The organism is Plantactinospora sp. WMMB782 (assembly GCF_049179135.1).
Taxonomy (GTDB): domain Bacteria; phylum Actinomycetota; class Actinomycetes; order Mycobacteriales; family Micromonosporaceae; genus Plantactinospora.
In genome coordinates this window covers 4,094,326-4,113,535 of record NZ_JBMHMC010000007.1, presented here as the reverse complement: position 1 = coordinate 4,113,535, position 19,210 = coordinate 4,094,326, and the positions used below count along the sequence as shown (strand labels likewise).

At 69.8% G+C, this 19,210-nt stretch carries 18 protein-coding genes, 1 tRNA gene, 1 other RNA gene and 1 pseudogene; 6 read left to right on the top strand and 15 right to left on the bottom strand.

Features of this window, described 5'->3' with window-relative positions; genetic code table 11:
• Positions 1-126 precede the first annotated feature (126 nt).
• The 4 genes from ACN28A_RS20825 to ACN28A_RS20810 form a co-directional block, all read right to left on the bottom strand.
• Positions 127-1,668 (bottom strand): DHA2 family efflux MFS transporter permease subunit, encoded by a 1,542-nt coding sequence (locus tag ACN28A_RS20825; RefSeq protein WP_421397211.1) that lies wholly within the window; start codon positions 1,666-1,668, stop codon positions 127-129.
• A gap of 550 nt (positions 1,669-2,218) precedes the next feature.
• Entirely contained in the window at positions 2,219-2,347 is a 129-nt protein-coding gene (locus tag ACN28A_RS20820; protein WP_421397210.1) for a hypothetical protein, read from the bottom strand.
• Positions 2,344-2,592: a flavin reductase gene (locus tag ACN28A_RS20815; protein ID WP_421397208.1), complete on the bottom strand. Its 249-nt coding sequence runs from the start codon at positions 2,590-2,592 to the stop codon at positions 2,344-2,346. Before ACN28A_RS20815 ends, ACN28A_RS20820 begins: the two co-directional genes overlap by 4 nt.
• Entirely contained in the window at positions 2,589-3,482 is an 894-nt protein-coding gene (locus ACN28A_RS20810; protein WP_421397207.1) for a LysR family transcriptional regulator, read from the bottom strand. The genes ACN28A_RS20815 and ACN28A_RS20810 overlap by 4 nt, the downstream gene beginning before the upstream one ends.
• A 207-nt stretch (positions 3,483-3,689) precedes the next feature.
• Between ACN28A_RS20810 and ACN28A_RS20805 the strand changes: the two genes are divergently transcribed.
• The 5 genes and pseudogenes from ACN28A_RS20805 to ACN28A_RS20785 form a co-directional block, all read left to right on the top strand.
• The gene (locus ACN28A_RS20805; protein ID WP_421404539.1) at positions 3,690-4,334 is read left to right on the top strand and encodes a disulfide bond formation protein DsbA; all 645 of its coding nucleotides are present in this window, start codon (positions 3,690-3,692) and stop codon (positions 4,332-4,334) included.
• A gap of 75 nt (positions 4,335-4,409) precedes the next feature.
• Complete coding sequence (locus tag ACN28A_RS20800) at positions 4,410-5,363, top strand: EamA family transporter (RefSeq protein WP_421397205.1); 954 nt, start codon at positions 4,410-4,412, stop codon at positions 5,361-5,363.
• Positions 5,364-5,368: 5 nt separating this feature from the next.
• Positions 5,369-6,628, top strand: a complete 1,260-nt coding sequence (locus ACN28A_RS20795; protein ID WP_421397204.1) for an MFS transporter — start codon at positions 5,369-5,371, stop codon at positions 6,626-6,628.
• A 588-nt stretch (positions 6,629-7,216) separates the two neighbouring features.
• The gene (locus ACN28A_RS20790) at positions 7,217-7,594 is read left to right on the top strand and encodes a RidA family protein (RefSeq protein WP_421397202.1); all 378 of its coding nucleotides are present in this window, start codon (positions 7,217-7,219) and stop codon (positions 7,592-7,594) included.
• 73 nt (positions 7,595-7,667) lie between these two features.
• Positions 7,668-7,976: pseudogene (locus tag ACN28A_RS20785) on the top strand (IS3 family transposase); the annotation flags it as partial.
• Between the two features lie 444 nt (positions 7,977-8,420).
• Here the strand turns inward: ACN28A_RS20785 and ACN28A_RS20780 are convergent.
• From ACN28A_RS20780 to ACN28A_RS20770, 3 genes are all read right to left on the bottom strand, one after another.
• Positions 8,421-8,493: transfer RNA gene (locus ACN28A_RS20780), tRNA-Ala, on the bottom strand.
• A 94-nt stretch (positions 8,494-8,587) separates the two neighbouring features.
• Positions 8,588-9,178 (bottom strand): YqgE/AlgH family protein, encoded by a 591-nt coding sequence (locus tag ACN28A_RS20775; protein WP_278066040.1) that lies wholly within the window; start codon positions 9,176-9,178, stop codon positions 8,588-8,590.
• 11 nt (positions 9,179-9,189) lie between these two features.
• Positions 9,190-9,327 (bottom strand): hypothetical protein, encoded by a 138-nt coding sequence (locus ACN28A_RS20770; protein ID WP_421397200.1) that lies wholly within the window; start codon positions 9,325-9,327, stop codon positions 9,190-9,192.
• 115 nt (positions 9,328-9,442) lie between these two features.
• Here ACN28A_RS20770 and ACN28A_RS20765 point away from each other — a divergent pair, with 115 nt between their 5' ends.
• Positions 9,443-10,246, top strand: a complete 804-nt coding sequence (locus tag ACN28A_RS20765) for an S-methyl-5'-thioadenosine phosphorylase (protein WP_421397199.1) — start codon at positions 9,443-9,445, stop codon at positions 10,244-10,246.
• 106 nt (positions 10,247-10,352) lie between these two features.
• Here ACN28A_RS20765 and ssrA read toward each other — a convergent pair.
• The 8 genes from ssrA to pruA all read right to left on the bottom strand — a co-directional run bounded on the left by ssrA (position 10,353) and on the right by pruA (position 18,871).
• Positions 10,353-10,728, bottom strand: a transfer-messenger RNA (tmRNA) gene (gene ssrA / locus ACN28A_RS20760).
• Between the two features lie 213 nt (positions 10,729-10,941).
• Positions 10,942-11,418, bottom strand: a complete 477-nt coding sequence (smpB, locus tag ACN28A_RS20755; protein ID WP_421397198.1) for an SsrA-binding protein SmpB — start codon at positions 11,416-11,418, stop codon at positions 10,942-10,944.
• Positions 11,419-11,608: 190 nt separating this feature from the next.
• On the bottom strand, positions 11,609-12,484 hold the full coding sequence (ftsX, locus tag ACN28A_RS20750; protein WP_421397196.1) for a permease-like cell division protein FtsX: 876 nt from the start codon (positions 12,482-12,484) through the stop codon (positions 11,609-11,611).
• Between the two features lie 104 nt (positions 12,485-12,588).
• The gene (gene ftsE / locus ACN28A_RS20745; RefSeq protein ID WP_421397195.1) at positions 12,589-13,269 is read right to left on the bottom strand and encodes a cell division ATP-binding protein FtsE; all 681 of its coding nucleotides are present in this window, start codon (positions 13,267-13,269) and stop codon (positions 12,589-12,591) included.
• A 164-nt stretch (positions 13,270-13,433) separates the two neighbouring features.
• A complete protein-coding gene (gene prfB, locus ACN28A_RS20740; RefSeq protein WP_421397194.1) occupies positions 13,434-14,555 on the bottom strand; it encodes a peptide chain release factor 2 in 1,122 nt (373 codons plus the stop codon).
• A gap of 280 nt (positions 14,556-14,835) precedes the next feature.
• Positions 14,836-15,348, bottom strand: coding sequence for a helix-turn-helix transcriptional regulator (locus ACN28A_RS20735; RefSeq protein ID WP_421397193.1), 513 nt, complete (start codon positions 15,346-15,348; stop codon positions 14,836-14,838).
• Positions 15,349-15,601: 253 nt separating this feature from the next.
• The gene (locus ACN28A_RS20730; protein WP_421397192.1) at positions 15,602-16,894 is read right to left on the bottom strand and encodes a protein kinase domain-containing protein; all 1,293 of its coding nucleotides are present in this window, start codon (positions 16,892-16,894) and stop codon (positions 15,602-15,604) included.
• Positions 16,895-17,242: 348 nt separating this feature from the next.
• The gene (gene pruA / locus ACN28A_RS20725; RefSeq protein WP_421397190.1) at positions 17,243-18,871 is read right to left on the bottom strand and encodes an L-glutamate gamma-semialdehyde dehydrogenase; all 1,629 of its coding nucleotides are present in this window, start codon (positions 18,869-18,871) and stop codon (positions 17,243-17,245) included.
• Positions 18,872-19,210: the final 339 nt, after the last annotated feature.

The window sequence follows — 19,210 nt, the reverse complement described above, 5'->3', positions numbered from 1 at the left end:
GCTGGGCGAGAACCGCTGACCCCGCAGCGTGAACGCGGGATCCGTGCCCACCTGCTCGAGATGGCCGGCGCCCCGGCCGGCGGCTCAGCTGAGGCCTGCCCGCTTGCCGGGACTCCCGGGTGGGCTCTAGGTGGCGGTGGCCACGTTGGCGCGGTGTTGCCCGGGCCGGGACCGTGGATCGGTGCGGTTGCGGCGCCCTGGCATGAGGACGGCGGTGAGTAGGGCGCCGACGAAGACGATGATGGCGCACGCGATGAGGACGTGGCCCATGCCGTCGATGTAGGCGGCCTGGGCGTCGGCGGCGAGGGCGGGGTTGCCGGTGCGGGTGGCGATGCCGAGGGCGCCCGCGAGTGAGTCACGGGCGGTGCCGGCGGCCTCGGCGGGGAGGCCGGTGAGGTCGAGCCGGTCGTGGTAGGTCTGGGAGAGCAGGCTGCCGAGGAGGGCGACGCCGAGTGCGCCGCCGGCTTGGCGCAGGGTCATGGTGATGGCGGTGCCGGATGCGGAGCGTTCGGGGGGTAGGACGGCGAGGACGGCGTCCATGGAGGGGGTGAGGGCAGAGCCGATGCCGAGCCCGGTGATGGCGTACCAGATGGCGGCGAAGCCGAATCCGCTGGTGGTGTCGGTGTTGACGCCGATGGTCAGGCCGATGCCGGTGAGGAGGAGGCCGGTGGCGATCGGGATCTTGTGCCCGATCCGTCCTGCGATGCGGGTGCCGGCGCCGACGCCGACGACGAATCCTCCGATGAGGGGCAGCAGGCGTATTCCGGTGGCGAGGGCGTCGTAGCCCAGGACGAACTGTAGGTAGAGCGGGACGACGAAGAGCAGGCCGAACAGGGCGAAGCTGACGAGTGTGGCGTTGATGCTGCCCCAGAGGAACTGCCGGCCGCGGAACAGTTTCAGGTCGATCATGGGCTGGCGGGTTCGCAGTTCCCACCAGCCGAAGGCAGCGAGGAGGACGACGGCGCCGGTCAGGGTGGTGAGGACGACGGGGTCTGTCCAGCCGCGGTTGGGTGCCTCGATGGTGCCGTAGACGAAGGCCAGCAGGCCGGTGGTGGACAGCAGCCCGCCGAGTAGGTCGGCGCGGGGTGGGGCGGGGTCACGGGATTCGGGCAGGAGCAGCGCGATCGCGATCACGGCGGCGGCGATGATGGGGACGTTGATGAGGAAGATCGAGCCCCACCAGAAGTGTTCGAGCAGGTAGCCGCCGATGATGGGGCCGAGGGGGATGCCGGCTCCCATGCCCATGACGACGACGGAGAGGGCTTTGCCACGTTCGTCGGGTTCGAAGAGGACGGCGATCGTCGCGAGGGTGGTGGGCATGATGACCGCCGCGCCGACGCCGAGGGCGGCACGGGCGGCGATGACGGCGCCGGTGGTGTCCGACCAGGCGGCGAGCAGCGACGCGGCGGCGAAGACGGCCAGGCCGACCAGCAGGAGCAGGCGGCGGCCGAAGCGGTCGGCGATCGCGCCGATGGGGAGCATGAGGCCGGCGAAGAGCAGGATGTAGGCGTTTACGATCCACTGCAGTCCGTCGGTGCCGGCGGCCAGTTCCGTCGCCATGGTCGGCAACGCGACATTCATGATCGTGATGTCGAAGCCGATGGTGAGGACCGCCAGGGTGAGGGCGCCGACGGCCAGCCAGCTCCGTCGTTGGGACGAGCCTGCCATCATCTACCTCCGCTCGTGGCCCATCGGCCGCGTGACGTGTCGCTGGGACGCTTCGTGTTCCGAGGTTGCCGCCGGTGACCCAGGCGCAGAGTACAGCGTAGCGTGAATACACGGAACAATGTACTATCTGAGATGCTGTCCTACGGCCGCTGGCCATGGGTGGACTGGTCGATCGTTGGAACGGAGGCATCCGTGCCGGTGCCCGTCGGGCCGGCCGCCGGGAGGACCGACCGGTCGCCGTTGTCGTACTGCCGTTCGAGGTGGTTCTTGAGGCTGCGCAGGGTGACCTGGATGGACTCGCGGTTGTGGGTGGCGCGGTCGCGGATGCCGGAGACGATGACGGCGATGGCGCGCCTGAGCCGGCCGCGGTTGTCGTGCCATGCCTCCGTGGCCAGGACGGTGGCGCCGGTGCGTTCGGGCTGAAGCGCCCCCAGCGGGTGACGTCGATGACGGTGTCGTAGACCGGGCCCGGTGGCGCGGCGATGTCGTTGGTCTCTTCGACGTGGATGTCGTATGCCAGGTCTGCTCGCTTGTTCTCGTCGAGTGGCTATCAGGGGTGGCGGTAGCGGGACGCGTGCCGGATCAGCGGTTCCCGCCCGGTGTGCCGGGCGTCCCGCACGGTGCCGATGACGATGGCGTGGTCGCCGCTGGTGTAGGTGTGCCGGTGGTGGCAGGTCAACCAGGCGACGCGTCGGAGACCACGGGTAGGTCGCCGAGAGTGGTGAACACCTCGGTGGCGGTGGTGTGGTCGCGTGGCCGGGCGAAGGTGTCGGCGAGGGCTTCCTGGTGGGCGGAGAGCACGCTGATGGCGAAACGGCCGTGTTCGGCGAGGAATTCCAGCGCTCTCGACGCGCGGTGCAGGCAGACCAGCAACAGGGGTGGGTTCAGTGACAGGGAGGTCAGCGAGCCGACGCCAAGCGTCACTCCTGGCTTCCAGCGTGACTGGCATAAATGTCGAGGAGCGCCAGGAAGGCGTTCGCCGCGGGCGTACGGTCGAACCGACTCCAGATGACGTACTCGACGCGGGCCGGCGCGTCCGTGACGTCGACGGTTGTCACGCCGGTGAGCTGCGGCGCGTACGCGGAAGGGAGCATAGCCACGGCCAGTCCCTTCTCGACCAGCCGGGATATGAGGTAGGCGGTGGTGACCTCGAAGGCGACATCGCGGGTGAGGCCGGCGGCCGTGAATGCCTGATCGGACTGGATTCGCCCGGCGGTTTTGGCGGGTAGGTCCACGAACACCTCGGAGGAGAGCCGACGCAGGCTGACCGTTTGCTTGGCAGCGAGGGGATGGTCCGGGGCGACCACGGCGACGAGCCGGTCGCGGGCGAGTTCTCGGGCGTTGACGCCTTCGAGCCGCGCGGTGGTGGGCAGCCCGAGGAAGGCCACCTCGACGACGCCCTGCTTGAGCTGCTCGACGAGTTCCTCGCTCGCGCCCACGCGGAGGTCTATGCGCACCTCCGGGTAGCGCTGGCGGAAGTCCCGCAGCACGCTGGCGAGGTCGACGGCGGCGACTGTGGGGATCAGGCCGACTGTCAGCCGTCCGCGCACCTCACCGACGGCCGCGGCGACCTCGGCGACCGCGCGTTCTGCGGCGTCCAGGCATTGACGGGCGGCGGGCAGGAATGCGACGCCGGCCGGGGTCAACCGGACACGCCGGCTGGTGCGCTCGAAGAGCTTCGCGCCCAGTTCCCGTTCCAGGCGCGCGATCTGGTGGCTGAGCGCGGATTGCACCACCAGGCACCGCTCGGCGGCCCGGGTGAAACTGTTCGTCTCGGCGACCGCAATGACGTAGCGCATCTGCTGGAGTTCCATGGATCGATCGTGGTTCACGATCGATGAGATGACAAACATGCGTTGGACTGATTGATCAGTTCCGGGTCAGACTTCGAACAAGACCGGTACGGCCAGCTGCAATCCGGGCCGGATCCCTATGTCGGGCGCGGTCCTTCGCGGAACCTCAGCGTCGATGGCCGCCGGCAGCCGACGGCAACGCATCTCATTCGAGGAGACGACCCTACGATGAACATCACTGTACCCGAGCAGCCAACCCAGACGGTCGCTGACGTGTGGGTCGACCCCCGTTGCCCGTGGGCATGGATCGCCGCCCGCTGGCTGTTCGCGGTCGAACAGGTCCGATCCATCGAGGCGCGCTTTCACGTGATGAGCCTCTCGGTGCTCAACGAGGGTCGCGAGGTACCGGAGAAATACCGAACGGCGATGCGCGAGGGCTGGGCCTCAGTCAGGGTCTGCATCGCCGCCGAGCAGCAGCACGGCCCGGAGGCTCTGCGGAAGCTCTACATCGCGATGGCCACCCGGATTCACCAGAGTAGGGCCGGTCTGGGCCGGGACATGATCCTTGCCTCGCTCGCCGACGTCGACCTGCCAGGGGGACTCGCCGACGCAGCGGAGACGACCGACCATGACAAGGCGCTGCGGGAGAGTCATCACGCCGGCATGAACCCGGTCGGCTCCGAGGTCGGCACTCCTGTCATCCACGTTCCCGGGTCCAGCGGCGAACTCATCGCGTTCTTCGGTCCGGTGATGTCTCCGGCACCGCGCGGCGAGGCCGCCGGCCGGCTCTGGGACGGCATCCTCGCCCTGGCCGGCACCGACGGCTTCTTCGAGCTCAAGCGGACTCGAGACCGCGATGCCCGCTTCGACTAGCAGCAGGTCGAACGTCCACCCCTGCCGGGCAACCGGCGTCGGCGCCCGAGTCCTCGAAACGGAAGGCGGTCCGGCATGAGCGACGGCCGTCGATTCCGCACTGCGGGCGTCACGGCGCTGGCGCCCGCGATCTGGGGGAGCACGTACCTGGTGACGACCGAATGGTTGCCACCTGACCGGCCGCTGCTCGCCACCACCGTACGAGCGCTGCCCGGGGGCCTGATCCTGCTCGCACTCACTTGCCTGCTGCCGACCGGGGCGTGGTGGTGGCGGTCATTGGTGCTCGGCACGCTCAACATCGGCGCGTTCAACGTTCTGCTGTTCGTCGCGGCCTACCGCCTGCCCGGCGGCATCGCGGCGATGATCATGGCGGTACAGCCGATGATCGTCCTGATCCTGGCGGCGTCGCTCGTCGGCGACAGGATCAGGGGGACGCACATAGTGGCCTGTCTCCTGGGCGCGGCCGGTGTCCCGATGCTTGTCTACCAGGGGACAGTGGCCCTGAACACCGTGGGCGTGCTCGCGGCGCTCGTCGCGGCAGCCTGCATGGCCGTCGGCATCACCCTGACGAAACGGTGGGGGCGCCCGGACCGGGTGGGACTACTGCCCTTCACCGGGTGGCAGCTGATCGCGGGCGGACTCGTGTCCCTGCCGTTCACCCTGATCCTCGAAGGGCTGCCGGCCACCCTCACCGGGTCCAATCTCCTCGGGTTCGGCTATCTCACCTCTCTCGGCGCCGTGCTCAGCTACGCACTGTGGTTCCGCGGGATCGAGCGCCTACCCGCCCCGGCGGTCTCCTTCCTCGCCCTGGGCAGCCCGATCGTCGCGACCCTTCTCGGATACCTGTTCCTGCGCCAGACGCTCTCGATCGTCCAGATGGTCGGCACCATCGCGATCATCGTCGCCGTGCTGCTCGCGCAACGACCGCCGCCCAGGTCGTGGCGGCGTCCCGCCGACTTCCCGGACAGCGACAACCTCACGGTGTCAGGACCGGCTTCGCCGCCGACGGTCAGCGCACGCCGCCGATGACACGTGTGCCATCGAAGACCTCGAGCCGATACGACAAGAAAGAAGAAATGGTCACTACAGATGCGCATACGCACCCGACCCGGAGGTCGTGGCTGGGTGTCGCCGTCATCACCGCCAGTCTGTTCACCTTCGTCACCACCGAGCTGATGCCCGTGGGCCTGCTCACCCCGGTGAGCGCGAACCTGGACGTGTCCGCCGGCGTCGCCGGGCTGATGGTCACGCTGTACGGTCTCTCCGCCGGGCTCGGGGTACCGTTCATCGTCGCGGGGACCAGGCGCATCAACCGACGTGTCCTGCTGTCCGCGCTCCTGGCGATCCTGGCCCTGGGGAACCTGCTCACCGCAGTCTCGCCGAACTTCGCGCTGATCCTCACGACCCGGCTCGTCATGGGATTCGCCAACGGCGTCTTCTGGGCCATCGGCGTGAGCATGGCAATGCGCCTCGTCCCGGAACGCCTCGCCCCCCGAGCATCGGCGATCGCGCTGTCCGGCATCTCGATCGCCGCGGTGGTGGGCATTCCGCTCGGCACCTTCCTGGAAAGCCTCACCAGCTGGCGCACCACCTTCCTCATCTGGGCCGGTCTCAGCATGCTGGTGTTCCTCGCGGTCACCCTGGTCATTCCCTCGTTACCATCGGAGAACACCGTCCCGGTCCGGGAGGTCTTCCGACTCCCGCTCCAACACGCGCAACTGCGGCTGGTGATGGTCGCCGTGACGCTGTACGTGCTCGGCCATTTCGGCGCGTACACCTTCATCCGGCCATTCGCGGAGGAGCACTCGTCCGCCTCCGCCGCCTTCATCAGCGCGTTGCTCATGATGTACGGCGTCGGCGGCGCCGCCGGCAACTTCATCGCCGGCCACACGGTGACCATGAATCCGCGGGTCAGCTTCGTCGTCGCCTGCACAGGGCTCGTTACCGCGATGCTGCTGCTGCTCACAATCGGGCACACCCGACCGGGGCTGACCCTCGCCGTGGCCCTCTGGGGAGTGTCCTTCGGCGTCGCGAACCTTTGCCAGATCAACCTGATGCTCGGCGCCGCACCCGACAGGTTCGAGGCGGCCATGTCCATCAATACGATGGGCTACAACACGTCCATCGCGCTGGGCGCGCTGTTCGGTGGATGGTTCGCCGACACCCTCGGCGTTGACAGCGCTGTCTGGTTCGGTGTCGCGCTGACTGGCGCCGCGCTGCTCGTCGCCATCGGCACCCGCCGGAAGACCACCGCGGCGGTCTCCACCGAGGACGAGTTGGCCATCACCCGGTGATCCGTGGACCTCGCTGGGCACCTGCCCTCCAATGCGTGCCCAGCGAACACCCGGGCTGTCCGCTTCTACGGCTACGGTGGGCGCGGCCGGGCCACTCCCACCGCGACGGCACTCCTGCCGTTGCGGTGGCACATCACCGGGACCGGCGTCAGCCCCAGTTTGTTCCTACGGGCACCCGGATGGCTCCGACGATGTACGAAGCAGCCTCGGAGCCAGCCACCGAGGGTGCCGCCAACCGCAAGAGCGGGTGGATGCCTCTGTCACCGCCACCACCGCCCGCACGGCGGAAACACCACGCCACGCGGGCAACTCGGCCGTCGTCGTCCCGCTCCGACAGCGGTCGGCAATACGAGCGTAGGTCGCGCTCCGAACCTCGGGCGGACGGAGTTGTCTCAGAAGACATCGGTGCGTCTGCAGAAGGACGGCCGCCGTCACTGGAGCAGTCAAGGAGTCGCAGCCAGCATGACACGGGAACGGTCAGATGATGCGCCGAAGGCGCCGGCAAAGAGGCAGCCGCCGTTGGGACAGTGTCCGTCAGGGGCTGGCTCGCGGTGGTGGGCCCGTGTTGAACGCTCTTAGGATCCAGGCATGCAACGACGGATAGTCTCCTCGGGCGGACCCTACGAAGACGTCTACGGTTACAGCCGGGCTGTCCGCGCGGGCGGGCAGGTGCATGTTTCCGGCACGACGGCCCGGGACCCCGACCTCGATGCCGATGCCTACGGACAGGCCCGTGCGGCCTGGCGGATCATCGAGGACGCCCTGAGGCAGGCGGACAGCGGCCTGCAGGCTGTTGTCCGCACGGTCACCTACGTCACGGACATCGCCGACGCGGACCTGGTCGCCCAGGCGCACCGCGAGGTCCTGGGCCAGGTCCGCCCCGCGGCAACCCTCGTAGCGGTCAGCGCATTGCTCGACCCACGAATGCGCGTGGAAATCGAAGCCTATGCCGTCGATCCGCCGTAACAGACCGCCGGGCGAGTCCAGTCCTGAGCCGCCCCGGACGTGCAGAGACTTCCCGCTCGGGAAGGATCGAGAGATGGCAGGAACGAAGCCGTGTCCGCAGGAGTTGCGGGAGCGGGCAGTGCGGATGGTCGCGGAGGTGCGGCCGAACTACCAGTCGAACTGGGCGGAGATCACGGCGGTGGCGGCCTGGCTCGGGATCGGCGAGGCCGAGACGTTGCGCAGGCGGGTCCGACAGGGGCAAATCGACGACGGCCAGCGGCCGGGGGTGACGTCGGAGGAGCCGGCGGAGCTGAAGCGGGCGGCGGCGGGAAACCGCCGAGTTGCGGCGCGCGCATGAGATCTTGAAGGCCGCGTCGGCTTTCTTCGCGGCCGAGCTGGACCGGGCTACGACACTCGTCGGCGTGGTCGACTACGTCGCCTGGTTCCGCGCCGGGAATCTGCGGTGACATCCGACCGAAATTCCAGAAGATTTCCGGAAGTTGTCGACGCTGTCACGCTGCACGACACCCGGCACACCTGCGGCACCCTGATGCACCTGCGGAACGTTTCCCGCCGCCGTGATCTCGGCCTGGCTGGGCCACGCCAATGTGGCCTTCACCATGAAGACCTACCTGCACTCCAGGACGAGGCACTGAAGCCTGCGGGAGGCACGCTCGGGGCCGGTGTACGGCACTACGGAGAAGGAGGCGGCAGCGGACGGCACGGAGCAGGACAACGTGACACGCGAACCCGATGTGAGAGAGTGTGAGAAAAACGGGCCGGAGAACGAATCAGCGGCCCAGTCGAAGATCGCTCGACCAGGCCGCTGACCTGCTGTTTCCAAGGGTGGAGCCGAGGGGACTCGAACCCCTGACCCCCACACTGCCAGTGTGGTGCGCTACCAGCTGCGCCACGGCCCCTTGTTCCACTGCCTGCCCGGTCTCCCGGGCACCCGCGCAATAGTACACACCCTCGGGACCCCGGTCATCCGAGGGGGCACCGTGCCGCCGGGGGTCAGTTCAGCAGTACGTCCGGTGGGAAGTGGGCCACCGCGGCCATGATCCCGCCCTGCCGGCGCAGCACCATCGGCCACAGGTCGTCGGGGCGCTCCATGAACGCGTCGCCGGGGAGCGCGTCCAGGACGAACCAGGAGCCCCGGGCCACCTCCTCCTCGACCTGCCCGGGTGACCAGCCCGAGTAGCCGGCGAAGACCCGGATCCCGGTGACCGCCTCTCGCAGCCGGTCCGGGTCGACCGAGAGGTCCACCGTGCCGACCGCCCCGGTGACCTGGTGGATACCCTTCACCCGCTGGTTCGGGGTACGCATCCGGGCCAGGCAGATCGCCGACTCCGGCTGCACCGGACCGCCCTCGAAGAGCACCGCCGGGTCCCGGGCCAGCCCGCCCCAGGCGCCGAGTACCTCGGAGACCGGCACCTCGGTGGCCCGGTTGAGCACCACGCCGAGGGCGCCGCCGGCCTCGTGGGCGACCAGCAGCACCACGGTCCGGTCGAAGTTCGGGTCCTTCAGCGCGGGGGTCGCGACCAGCAGCTGCCCGGTCATCGACTCCATCGACCGTCCCCCGATCGCCTGCCCCTCGCCGAACACGCCTGCCACCGTTACTCGGCCGGGCAGAGGGCCAGGAACCGCTCCCCGGGCCGCCGCCGTGTCTCGTCGTCGGTCACCCCGACCCGGCCCTTCACCGGCCTCGCCGGATCCACAGGATCGATGGTGATCCTGCGCGCAGTAAACGCCATGCCACGCACCATAGCTTGCGGCACTGGTGCTGGTTAAGGTCTGTAGGGCTAGTCCACAGAGCGCTTTGACGACAATTGGCGAGCCGGACGAGAGCTGAGCAGGAGAGGCGGGGGCATGGGTCCGCAGGCGGAACTCGCGGTGATCGGCGGATCCGGGCTCTACGCGCTGCTGGAAGACGCCACCGAGCATCGCGTCGAGACACCGTACGGACCGCCGTCCGATCCGGTCACCGTGGCGCGGGTCGCCGGTCGGACCGTCGCGTTCCTGCCCCGGCACGGACGGGACCACCGGTTCCCGCCGCACCTGATCCCGTACCGGGCGAACCTGTGGGCGTTGCGATCCCTCGGGGTACGCCAGGTCCTGGCCCCCTGCGCGGTCGGCGGGCTGCGGCCGGAACTCGGCCCGGGGACGTTCGTGGTCCCGGACCAGCTCGTCGACCGGACGAGTGGCCGGGCGCAGACCTACTACGACAAGGGCGCGGTGCACGTGTCGTTCGCCGACCCGTACTGCCCGAGGGGGCGGAAGACGGTGCTCGCCGCGACCGCCGCGCACGGGATCGGGGCGCACGACGGCGGCACGATGGTGGTGGTGGAGGGGCCGAGGTTCTCCACCCGGGCGGAGTCTCGCTGGTACTCCGCGATCGGTGGCGCGGTCGTCAACATGACCGGGCACCCCGAGGCGGTACTCGCCCGCGAGTTGGCGCTCTGCTACACCGCCGTGGCACTGGTCACCGATCTCGACGCCGGAGTGGAGGGCGGGCACGCGGTGACCCAGGAGGAGGTGTTCCGGGTGTTCGGCGAGAACACCGCGCGGCTGCGCGAGGTGCTGCTCGACGCGCTCGGCCGGCTCTCCACCGACCGCGACTGCCCGTGCCCGCACAGCCTGGACGGCATCAAGCTGCCGTTCGACCTGCCCTGAGCAGCACCGAGGCGCATCGGCCCAGCCGTCGCCACAGCCGGGACAGGCATCCGGCCGTTGAGACGGCTGCGCCCCGGTCCGTCCGGACCGGGGCGCAGCCTTGTTGTCGTGGAGGTGCCGGGAATCGAACCCGGGTCCTTCGTCGCCTTGCCAGGGCTTCTCCGAGCGCAGCTCGCTGTGCCTCTACTCGGCCCCTCCGATCACGCGAGCGAGTCGGTGTGACGGGCCCAGTCGCTGATTAATCTCGCCGCACGGACCCCGCGACCGGGTCCGGTTGGCCAGCCTCCTAGCTGATGCCGGCTAACTGGGTCGAAGGCACTCCCAGGCCGACAGACTTGCTACCCGCCTCAGGCGGCGAGAGCGAAGTCAGCGCGATTCTGCTTGGCGCTTATTGGTTTCCGACGAACGATTCTCGAGACGACGTCGGCTTCCTCGGCTCGCTTCCCCTGCCGCAACGTACGAAGTCGAAACCAGTCACCCCCTGTGTCCGACCGGTGCCGCGTGCGCAGACACCGGTGGAGTTTCTCGGCACCGCCGGTCGGCGGTCCACCCCAAGCCTAACGCCTCGCCCCGCCGACTTCATTCCAGATACCCGCCCGCCACACCGGCCGAACCGGACGGCACGCCGGTAACGTGCGTCACAGGCACAGTAGGGACGATCGGAACCGCTGGCAGAGTCCGACAAGATCGGAGCGTCAGGACATGCCCTTGCCACGCCGGCCGGCGACCCGGGAGATCTCCCGGTCCGCGTCCCGCTTGGCCAGGTCCTGCCGCTTGTCGTACGACTTCTTGCCCTTGGCCAGGCCGATCTCGACCTTGGCCCAGCCGTCGGAGAAGTACACCGAGAGCGGCACCAGGGTCAGTCCGCTCTCCTTCAGCTTGCCGATCAGCCGGCTGATCTCCTGGCGGTTCAGCAGCAGCTTGCGGGTGCGCCGGGGTTCGTGGTTCGTCCACGTCCCCTGGGCGTACTCCGGGATGTGCATGCCGTGCAGGAAGATCTCGCCGTCCCGCTCCTGGGCGAAGGCGTCGACCAGGGACGCCCGGCCGGCGCGCAGCGACTTGACCTCGGTGCCGGTCAGCGCCATGCCCGCCTCGTAGGTGTCGAGGATGGCGTAGTCGTGCCGCGCCTTGCGGTTGGAGGCGACGACCTTCCGCCCCTGCTCCCGTGGCATCGGCGCCACACCCCTTTCCTCGTCGCACCCGGTTGTGCCCGGACCGTCGTGCCCGTGCACAACCGCGCAATGCTACCTCGCGACGCAGGGCCCCTGGCGCGCGCTTTTCCACGCGTACCAGGGGCCCTGCGGTCGATCGTTCGACGGCCGCGACGGCGGCTGCGGAGAGCTACCCCCTCGGGTGACGGAGCTAGACCCGCAGGTAGAACCGGAGCGTCACCCAGGCGGTGATCGCGCTGACCAGACCGCCGACCCCGGCCATGAACGGGAACATCAGCAGCACCGTGCTCCACTCGATCGGGGTGAGCAGGTCGGTCAGGTCCCGCAGTGAGCCGTCCAGCAGGAAGATCTTGCCCAGCACCAGGGCGCCGAATCCGATGATCGCGCCGAGCATGCCGGCGACCACCGCCTCCAGCACGAACGGTGCCTGGATGAACCAGTTGGAGGCGCCGACCAGCTTCATCACCGCGACCTCACGGCGCTTGCTGTACGCGGCCACCTGGATGGTGTTCGCGACCAGCAGCAGCGCGGCGATCGCCATCACCGAGGCGGAGACAAGTGCCATGTTCTGGATCGCGCCGAGGATGTTGAAGATCTGTTCGAGCAGCCGGCGCTGGTCGATGATGTCGTCGATCCCCTCGCGGCCCTTGTAGGTGTCGAAGATCTTCTGGTACTGCTCCGGGTCGACCAGGTTGACCCGGAACGACTCGGGGAGCTTGTCCGCCTGCACCGCCTTGACCAGGTCCGGCGAGTCCGCGAAGAGCTTCTGGAAGCGCTCGTACGCCTCCTGCTTGGACTCGTACTTGACCTCCCGGACGAGCGGGTCGCCCTCAAGGTCGGTCTGCAACTGGGTGCGCTGCTCCTCGGTCACGCCCGCGACGAGGAAGATCGAGACCTCGATGTCCTTGTAGTACGCGTCTTTCATCGCGTCGACCTGTAGGTACATCAGACCGCTGGCACCGAGCATGGTCAGTGAGACCGCCATCGTGATGATCATCGCGATGGTCATGGTCACGTTGCGCCACAGCCCGACCAACACCTCGGACAGGACGTATTTCAAGCGCATCGGGGGGTTCCTTCCGGATCTCCGCAGGAGTCGTTCGTCGTCGAATCAGGGCCGGTGCCGGGCCGGACCGGGGGGCTGGTCGGTGCCGGCACTGCGGGGCGTGGTCAGCCGTAGACGCCCCGGGCCTGGTCACGCACGATGCGACCACTCTCGATCTCGATGACGCGACGGCGCATCTGGTTGACGATGTTGGAGTCGTGGGTGACCATCACGACCGTGGTGCCGGTGCGGTTGATCCGGTCCAGCAGACGCATGATCTCGATCGAGGTGTCCGGGTCGAGGTTTCCGGTGGGCTCGTCGGCCAGCAGGATCAGCGGCCGGTTGACGAAGGCCCGCGCCACCGCGACGCGCTGCTGCTCACCGCCGGAGAGTTCGTGCGGGTAGCGGTGCTCCTTGCCGCCGAGCCCGACCAGCTCCAGCACCTCGGGGACGACCCGACGGGCGACCGCCTTGGTCTTGCCGATGACCTCGAGGGCGAACGCGACGTTCTCGTAGGCGGTGCGGTTGGGCAGCAGCCGGAAGTCCTGGAACACGCAGCCGATCGAGCGCCGGAAGTGGGGGATCTTCCAGGAGCGCATCGAGGTGACGTCCTTGTTGTTGACCATCACGCGACCCTTGTTCGGGGTCACCTCGTGCAGCAGCAGCTTGATGATCGTCGACTTGCCGGAACCGGAGGGACCGATGAAGAAGACGAACTCACCCTTCTCGATCGAGACCGACACGCTGTCGAGCGATGGCCGGGACGCCTTCGGGTACGTCTTCGTCACTTGCTCAAGCTGAATCACGGGTGGTGAGTCTACGCGTCGTAACGGAAAGGCCAAGCCCGGAGCCCGGCCTGTCCGGGCGACATTTGTCGCGAAGCTGCACTGCGTCCGGTGTCCCTCACGCCCCGCACACGGAAACCGTCACCGCTGTCGACGCAACGCAGCGACGCGGACGCGAGCCGTGTTCACGCGGCGTCACCGGCGAGCTGCCGCTGCTTCCGCCACCGGATGCCGGCCTCGATGAAACCGTCCAAATCACCGTCGAACACCGAGGACGGGTTCCCGGTCTCCTGCTCGGTACGCAGATCCTTCACCATCTGATACGGGTGCAGGACGTACGAGCGCATCTGGTCGCCCCAGGAGCCGGCGGCGTCGGTCTTCAGGCCCTCCAGTTTGGCCTGCTCCTCCTGCCGCTTGCGCTCCAGCAGCCGGGCCTGGAGCACGCGCAGCGCGGAGGCCTTGTTCTGGAGTTGGGACTTCTCGTTCTGGCAGGTGACCACGATCCCGGTCGGGACGTGCGTGATCCGGACCGCCGAGTCGGTGGTGTTGACGCTCTGTCCACCCGGACCTGACGATCGGTAGACGTCGACCCGCAGTTCGTTCTCCGGAATGTCGATATGGTCCGTCTGCTCGGTCACCGGCAGCACCTCGACCCCGGCGAAACTTGTCTGCCGGCGACCCTGGTTGTCGAACGGACTGATCCGGACCAGCCGGTGCGTGCCGGCCTCCACACTCAGCGTGCCGTACGCGTACGGGACCTTGACCGCGAAGGTGGCCGACTTCAGGCCCGCCTCCTCGGCGTACGACGTCTCGTAGACCTCGGTCGGGTAGCCGTGCCGCTCGGCCCAGCGCAGGTACATCCGCAGCAGCATCTCGGCGAAGTCGGCCGCGTCCACCCCGCCGGCACCCGCCCGGATCGCCACCAGCGCCTCCCGGGAGTCGTACTCCCCGGACAACAGGGTACGAACCTCCATCTCCTGGATGGCCTTGCGCAGCCCGCCGATCTCCGTCTCGACCTCGCCGAGCACGCCCGCGTCACTCTCCGCCTCGGCGAGCTCCAGCAGCACCCGGGCGTCGTCGAGCCGACCGCGCAGGCTCTCCAGCTTGCCGATCTCTCCGTTGACGTACGAGAGCTTGGAGGTCACCTCCTGGGCTCGGGCCTGGTCGTCCCACAGGTCCGGCGCGGAGGCCGCTTCCTCCAGCTCTGCCTTGGACCGGCGCAGCCGATCGACATCGAGGACGGCCTCGATGTTGCGGAGCGTGGCGTCAAGATCCTTGAGCTGGTCGGCGTATTCGGCAGCGGTCACGACAGTCAAGAGTACTTGTCGTCCGCGGGACCGGGTCGTCGCCGGCCGCCAAGCGCCCCGGCGCGTCCACCGTCGTCGCCGGACCGGTCCGTCGACGTGCCGGCGCGACACGGAATCGACACCGGGCCGGGCCGGGTTGAAACGCGGGCCGGACCGGGCCGAGACGCGGGCCGGACCGGCTGACATGCGGGGCCCCGGGGCTCGCGAGTCACCGAACCGGTAGGCCGGCCGGGCTGGTGAGCCAACCGGGCTGGCTGGTGGGTCGGCCGGGCCGGCCAGCTCAGACCGGTGCCGTCTTCAGCCAGGACAGGGCCGCCTTGTGGTACGCGACCGCGAACTCCAGGGCGGCGGCCCCGTACGAGTCACCGGCCTTCTTGGCGTCCCGGGCCTGCTCCCGGGCGGCCGCGAGCGCCTCGGTGTGGTATTCGTTCGCGCTGCTCACCAGATTGCGCAACTGGGTGGCCGAGTGCTGCGGGCCGAACGCCACCCGGAGGGCGGTCGGGTTGCGCACCGTGTCCCGCCCCGGCATCTCGGTGAGCCAACGGGAGAACGTCCGCTTGCCGGCCGCCGTGATCGCGTACGGCTGGCTGGACCGGGGGCCGGGTTTGCCGAGCCGGACCAGTCCCTGCTCGGCAAGTGCCGGCAACTCCCGGTAGACCTGGCTCCGGGTCATCGACCAGTACGGCGCCAGGCGCCGCTCGGCGGCGGCCATCAACTGGCCGCCGGTCATCGGTCCTTCGTGGAGCAGCCCGAGCAGGGCTGCCGCGGTGGGATTGATAGCAACATCCGCCATGGCCTCCACGCTGCCACTTTGCTGGCGCCGCGTCCAGGATTTGCCACTATCCGCCCGGTTGTCGTCTCCATTGTGCACTGTTCTGGGACGACAGTCGGATGAGGACGATCGATGGAAGGGGTTCGACGGGCACGGCGGAGCCGACCGTCGGCGGGGCGACCTGTGACCGTCGGCGCCGGCACGGCCACCGTGGGCAGCCCGCAGCGCCCGGAACGGGCGACGTCACTTGGGGAGGCTAGTCAAGTTTCACCGTTTATGTGGGCTTTTGCCGGAAACCTGCCCTCGGCCCGCTTAGCGCTCCGGCATCCGCCGCCACCGTACCCAGGAACGCGACGGCGACGATCGCACCCGCGCCGGCCAGCACCGCCGCCTCGCCCCGCCGGTGGTGGTGACCTCGGGACGGCAGCGCGGGTGGGTCGGGCGGTGCGCCGGTCCCGGTCGAGCTGGACCAGCGCCCGGGACCGCGCACCGGAGCCGAGGCACGGCCGACCGGAGCCGAGGGGCGACCCGTCCAGACCGAGGGGCGACCCGACCGGTCCGAAGGGCCGTCGACCGAGACCGACGAACGCCCCAGCGGAGCCGAGGAAGGCCCCAGTGGAGCCGAGGGGCGGGCGACCGGAGCCGAGGGGCGGGCGACCGGAGCCGAGGGGCGGGCGACCGGAGCCCGCCCGGTGGCGGTGCCGGTCGACCGGGGCCACCAGGTGACCAGGTCGGGGGCGGGCCGGGGCAGCGCGGTCAACCCGTCCAGGGCCGGCTCCATCCCACGCAGCCGGGCGGCGGCCCGCACCGCGTCGGGGCGGTCTGCCGGATCGGCCGCCAGGCAGTCCTCGACGAACTGCCAGACCACCGGCGGCAGGCCGGGCGGCGGCACCGGCCGGCAGGTCCGGTGCCGGTGGAGTACCTCGGCCGGCGATCCGCCCCGGTACGGGCTCAGCCCGCTGACCAGCTCGAAGAGCAGGATGCCGAGCGCGTACACGTCGCTGGCCGGGGTGGGCGCCCCGCCGGCCACCACCTCCGGGGCGACGTACTCGGGAGTTGCCTGGGTCTCCGGCCAGGACGGCCCGGCACCCACCCGACGGGCGGCACCGAAGTCGACGAGCCGGACCAGGCCGCCGTCCGCCGGCACGACGAGATTGCCCGGCTTCACGTCACCGTGCACGATGTCCCGGCCGTGCAGGTAGGCCAGCGCACCGGCGAGCTGCGCGGTCACCTCGGCCGCGATCGCCGGCGGGACCGGCCCGGTGCGGCGCAGCCGCCGCCGCAGGTCCTCCCCCTCGACCAGCTCCATCACCAGCGCCCGCTCCCGCCCCTGCCCGAGTACGTCGCGGGCACGTACCAGGCAGGGATGACGCAGGCCGGCGACCAGCTCCGTCTCGGTGACGAACGCGGCCACCAGGTCCGGCCTGGTGGCCGCGTGCGGGCGCAGCATCTTGACCGCCACCGGTGCGCCGTCGCGCAGGTCGACGGCCCGCCAGACGATCCCGGTCGCGCCGGAGGCGACCTCCCGGACGAGCCGGTACCGGCCGACAAGCACCCGATCCACCATGTGCCCTCCCCTGCCCCGGGTCGCCGCCCGCCCCACCGACGCTTGTCGACGGATGGTCACCTTCCGCTGTCCGGAAGTGACGCTAGGACGAACGGGCCGGGCCGGGCGCCGGCCGCGACCGGGCTGGCACGAACCCGGGACGCCGGCCGCTGCCGCTCGGCACGAACCCGGGACACCCGGACGGTCCCGTCCGGCGGGAGCCTTCCGGCGCACGACCGGGTCCGGCCGACAGGAGCCCGCAGGTGCGCGCACGCTCCCGCCCGACGCCGACCCCGTGGGCACGCGAACGGTCCCGTCCGGCGCGGAACCCATGGGGGCGGCCGAACGGGACCGTTGGCGCAGGGCCGGTCAGCCCATGTGCGGGTAACGGTGGTCGGTCGGCGGGGCGAAGGTTTCCTTGACCGTGCGCGGCGACATCCACCGGGCCAGGTTGTGCCACGAGCCGGCCTTGTCGTTGGTGCCGCTGGCCCGGGCACCGCCGAACGGCTGCTGTCCCACCACCGCACCGGTCGGCTTGTCGTTGACATAGAAGTTGCCGGCCGCGTACCGCAGGGTGTGCGCGGCCCAGTCGATCACCCGGCGGTCGGTGGCGAAGATCGATCCGGTCAGCGCGTACGGCGCGATCGACTCGGCCTGCCGCACAGTCTCCTCGAACTGCGCGTCCTCGTAGACGTGCACCCCGAGGATCGGCCCGAAGTACTCGGTGGTGAAGGACTTGTGTGCCGGGTCGGTGCACTCGAAGAGGGTCGGCCGGACGAACCAGCCGACCGAGTCGTCGGCGGTGCCGCCCGCCAGGATCCGGCAGGCGGAGTCACCGGAGATCATCTCGAGTGCGGTGGTGTGCCGGGCGAACGCCTTCGCGTCGATCACCGCACCGCCGAAGTTGCCGAAGTCGGCCACGTCGCCGTACGCCAGACCGTCGGCGGTGGCCGCCAGCCGGTCCCGCAGCCCACCCTCCCAGAGCGAGCGGGGCAGGTACGCCCGGGACGCGGCCGAGCACTTCTGCCCCTGGTACTCGTACGCCCCGCGGACCAGTGCGGTGTGCAGCGCGTCCACGTCGGCGCTCGGGTGCGCGACGACGAAGTCCTTGCCGCCGGTCTCACCGACCAGCCGGGGGTAACCCCGGTAGTTCGCGATGTTCTCCCCGACGCCCTGCCACAGTTTCTGGAACACCTTCGTCGAGCCGGTGAAGTGGATGCCGGCCAGGTCGGGGTCGGCGAGGGCGACCTCGGAGACCGCGATGCCGTCCCCGGTGACCATGTTGATCACGCCGGGCGGCAGGCCGGCCGCCTCGAAGAGCCGCATCGTGAAGTGTGCCGCGAACTGCTGGGTCGGCGCCGGCTTCCAGAGCACGGTGTTGCCGACCAGCGCGGGTGCGGCCGGCAGGTTGCCGGCGATCGCGGTGAAGTTGAACGGGGTGACCGCGTAGACGAAGCCCTCCAGCGGCCGGTGGTCGAACCTGTTCCACACCCCGCTCGACGACAGCGGCTGCTCGGCCAGGAGCTTGCGGGCGAAGGCGACGTTGAAGCGCAGGAAGTCGATGAGCTCACAGGCGGAGTCGATCTCGGCCTGGATCGCCGTCTTGGACTGGCCGAGCATGGTCGCCGCGTTCAGGGTGTCCCGCCACGGTCCGGCGAGCAGGTCGGCGGCCCGGAGGAAGACGGCAGCCCGCTCCGCGAAGGACAAATCACGCCACATCGGGGCGGCTTGCTTGGCGGCCGTCACCGCCGCCTGCGCATCCCCGTTGGTTGCGTTGTGGGTGACCCCCAGCACATGCTGGTGCCGGTGCGGCGCTACGACGTCGATCGCGGCACCCGCGCCCATCCGTTGCGTACCGCCGATGGTCATCGGCAGTTCGAGCCGCTCGGCGGCCAGTTCGGCGAGCCGGCGTTGCAGGCTGGCCCGCTCGGCACTGCCGGGCGCGTAGTCGCGGACCGGCTCGTTGTGCGGCTCGGGTACGGAGAGAACGGCGTCCATGGGATTCTCCTGGGCGATCTCGACAGCGACGGCGAAACCAGACCCGCCGGTGCCGACCGGTCGGCCGGGCACCTCGACCCCGAGCCCCGGGTGTACCGGGAGTGCGGGGGCGGGACCTGCGCCAATCCTTGCATGGTCGGCACCGCCGACTTCCCGTATGGTGGGCGGCCCCGACCCGCCGCATGGTGGGCGGCCCCGACCCGCCGGCGCCGGGCAACACCGACCCACTGGTGCTGGGCGTACCCGACATCCGCGACGCCCCGGGAGCGCGAGCGCGGCACCGCCCCGGCCGGTCCGGCACCGGGGCGCCGCTCCGGCCGGCCCGCGTACGCTGAGGGA

Coding starts and splice junctions, on each gene's coding strand:
- ACN28A_RS20825 (WP_421397211.1), bottom strand. CDS start 1,668: ATGGCAGGCTCGTCCCAACGACGGAGCTGGCTGGCCGTCGGCGCCCTC.
- ACN28A_RS20810 (WP_421397207.1), bottom strand. CDS start 3,482: ATGGAACTCCAGCAGATGCGCTACGTCATTGCGGTCGCCGAGACGAAC.
- ACN28A_RS20805 (WP_421404539.1), top strand. CDS start 3,690: ATGAACATCACTGTACCCGAGCAGCCAACCCAGACGGTCGCTGACGTG.
- ACN28A_RS20800 (WP_421397205.1), top strand. CDS start 4,410: ATGAGCGACGGCCGTCGATTCCGCACTGCGGGCGTCACGGCGCTGGCG.
- ACN28A_RS20790 (WP_421397202.1), top strand. CDS start 7,217: ATGCAACGACGGATAGTCTCCTCGGGCGGACCCTACGAAGACGTCTAC.
- ACN28A_RS20770 (WP_421397200.1), bottom strand. CDS start 9,327: ATGGCGTTTACTGCGCGCAGGATCACCATCGATCCTGTGGATCCGGCG.
- ACN28A_RS20765 (WP_421397199.1), top strand. CDS start 9,443: ATGGGTCCGCAGGCGGAACTCGCGGTGATCGGCGGATCCGGGCTCTAC.
- smpB (WP_421397198.1), bottom strand. CDS start 11,418: ATGCCACGGGAGCAGGGGCGGAAGGTCGTCGCCTCCAACCGCAAGGCG.
- ftsX (WP_421397196.1), bottom strand. CDS start 12,484: ATGCGCTTGAAATACGTCCTGTCCGAGGTGTTGGTCGGGCTGTGGCGC.
- ACN28A_RS20735 (WP_421397193.1), bottom strand. CDS start 15,348: ATGGCGGATGTTGCTATCAATCCCACCGCGGCAGCCCTGCTCGGGCTG.
- ACN28A_RS20730 (WP_421397192.1), bottom strand. CDS start 16,894: ATGGTGGATCGGGTGCTTGTCGGCCGGTACCGGCTCGTCCGGGAGGTC.
- pruA (WP_421397190.1), bottom strand. CDS start 18,871: ATGGACGCCGTTCTCTCCGTACCCGAGCCGCACAACGAGCCGGTCCGC.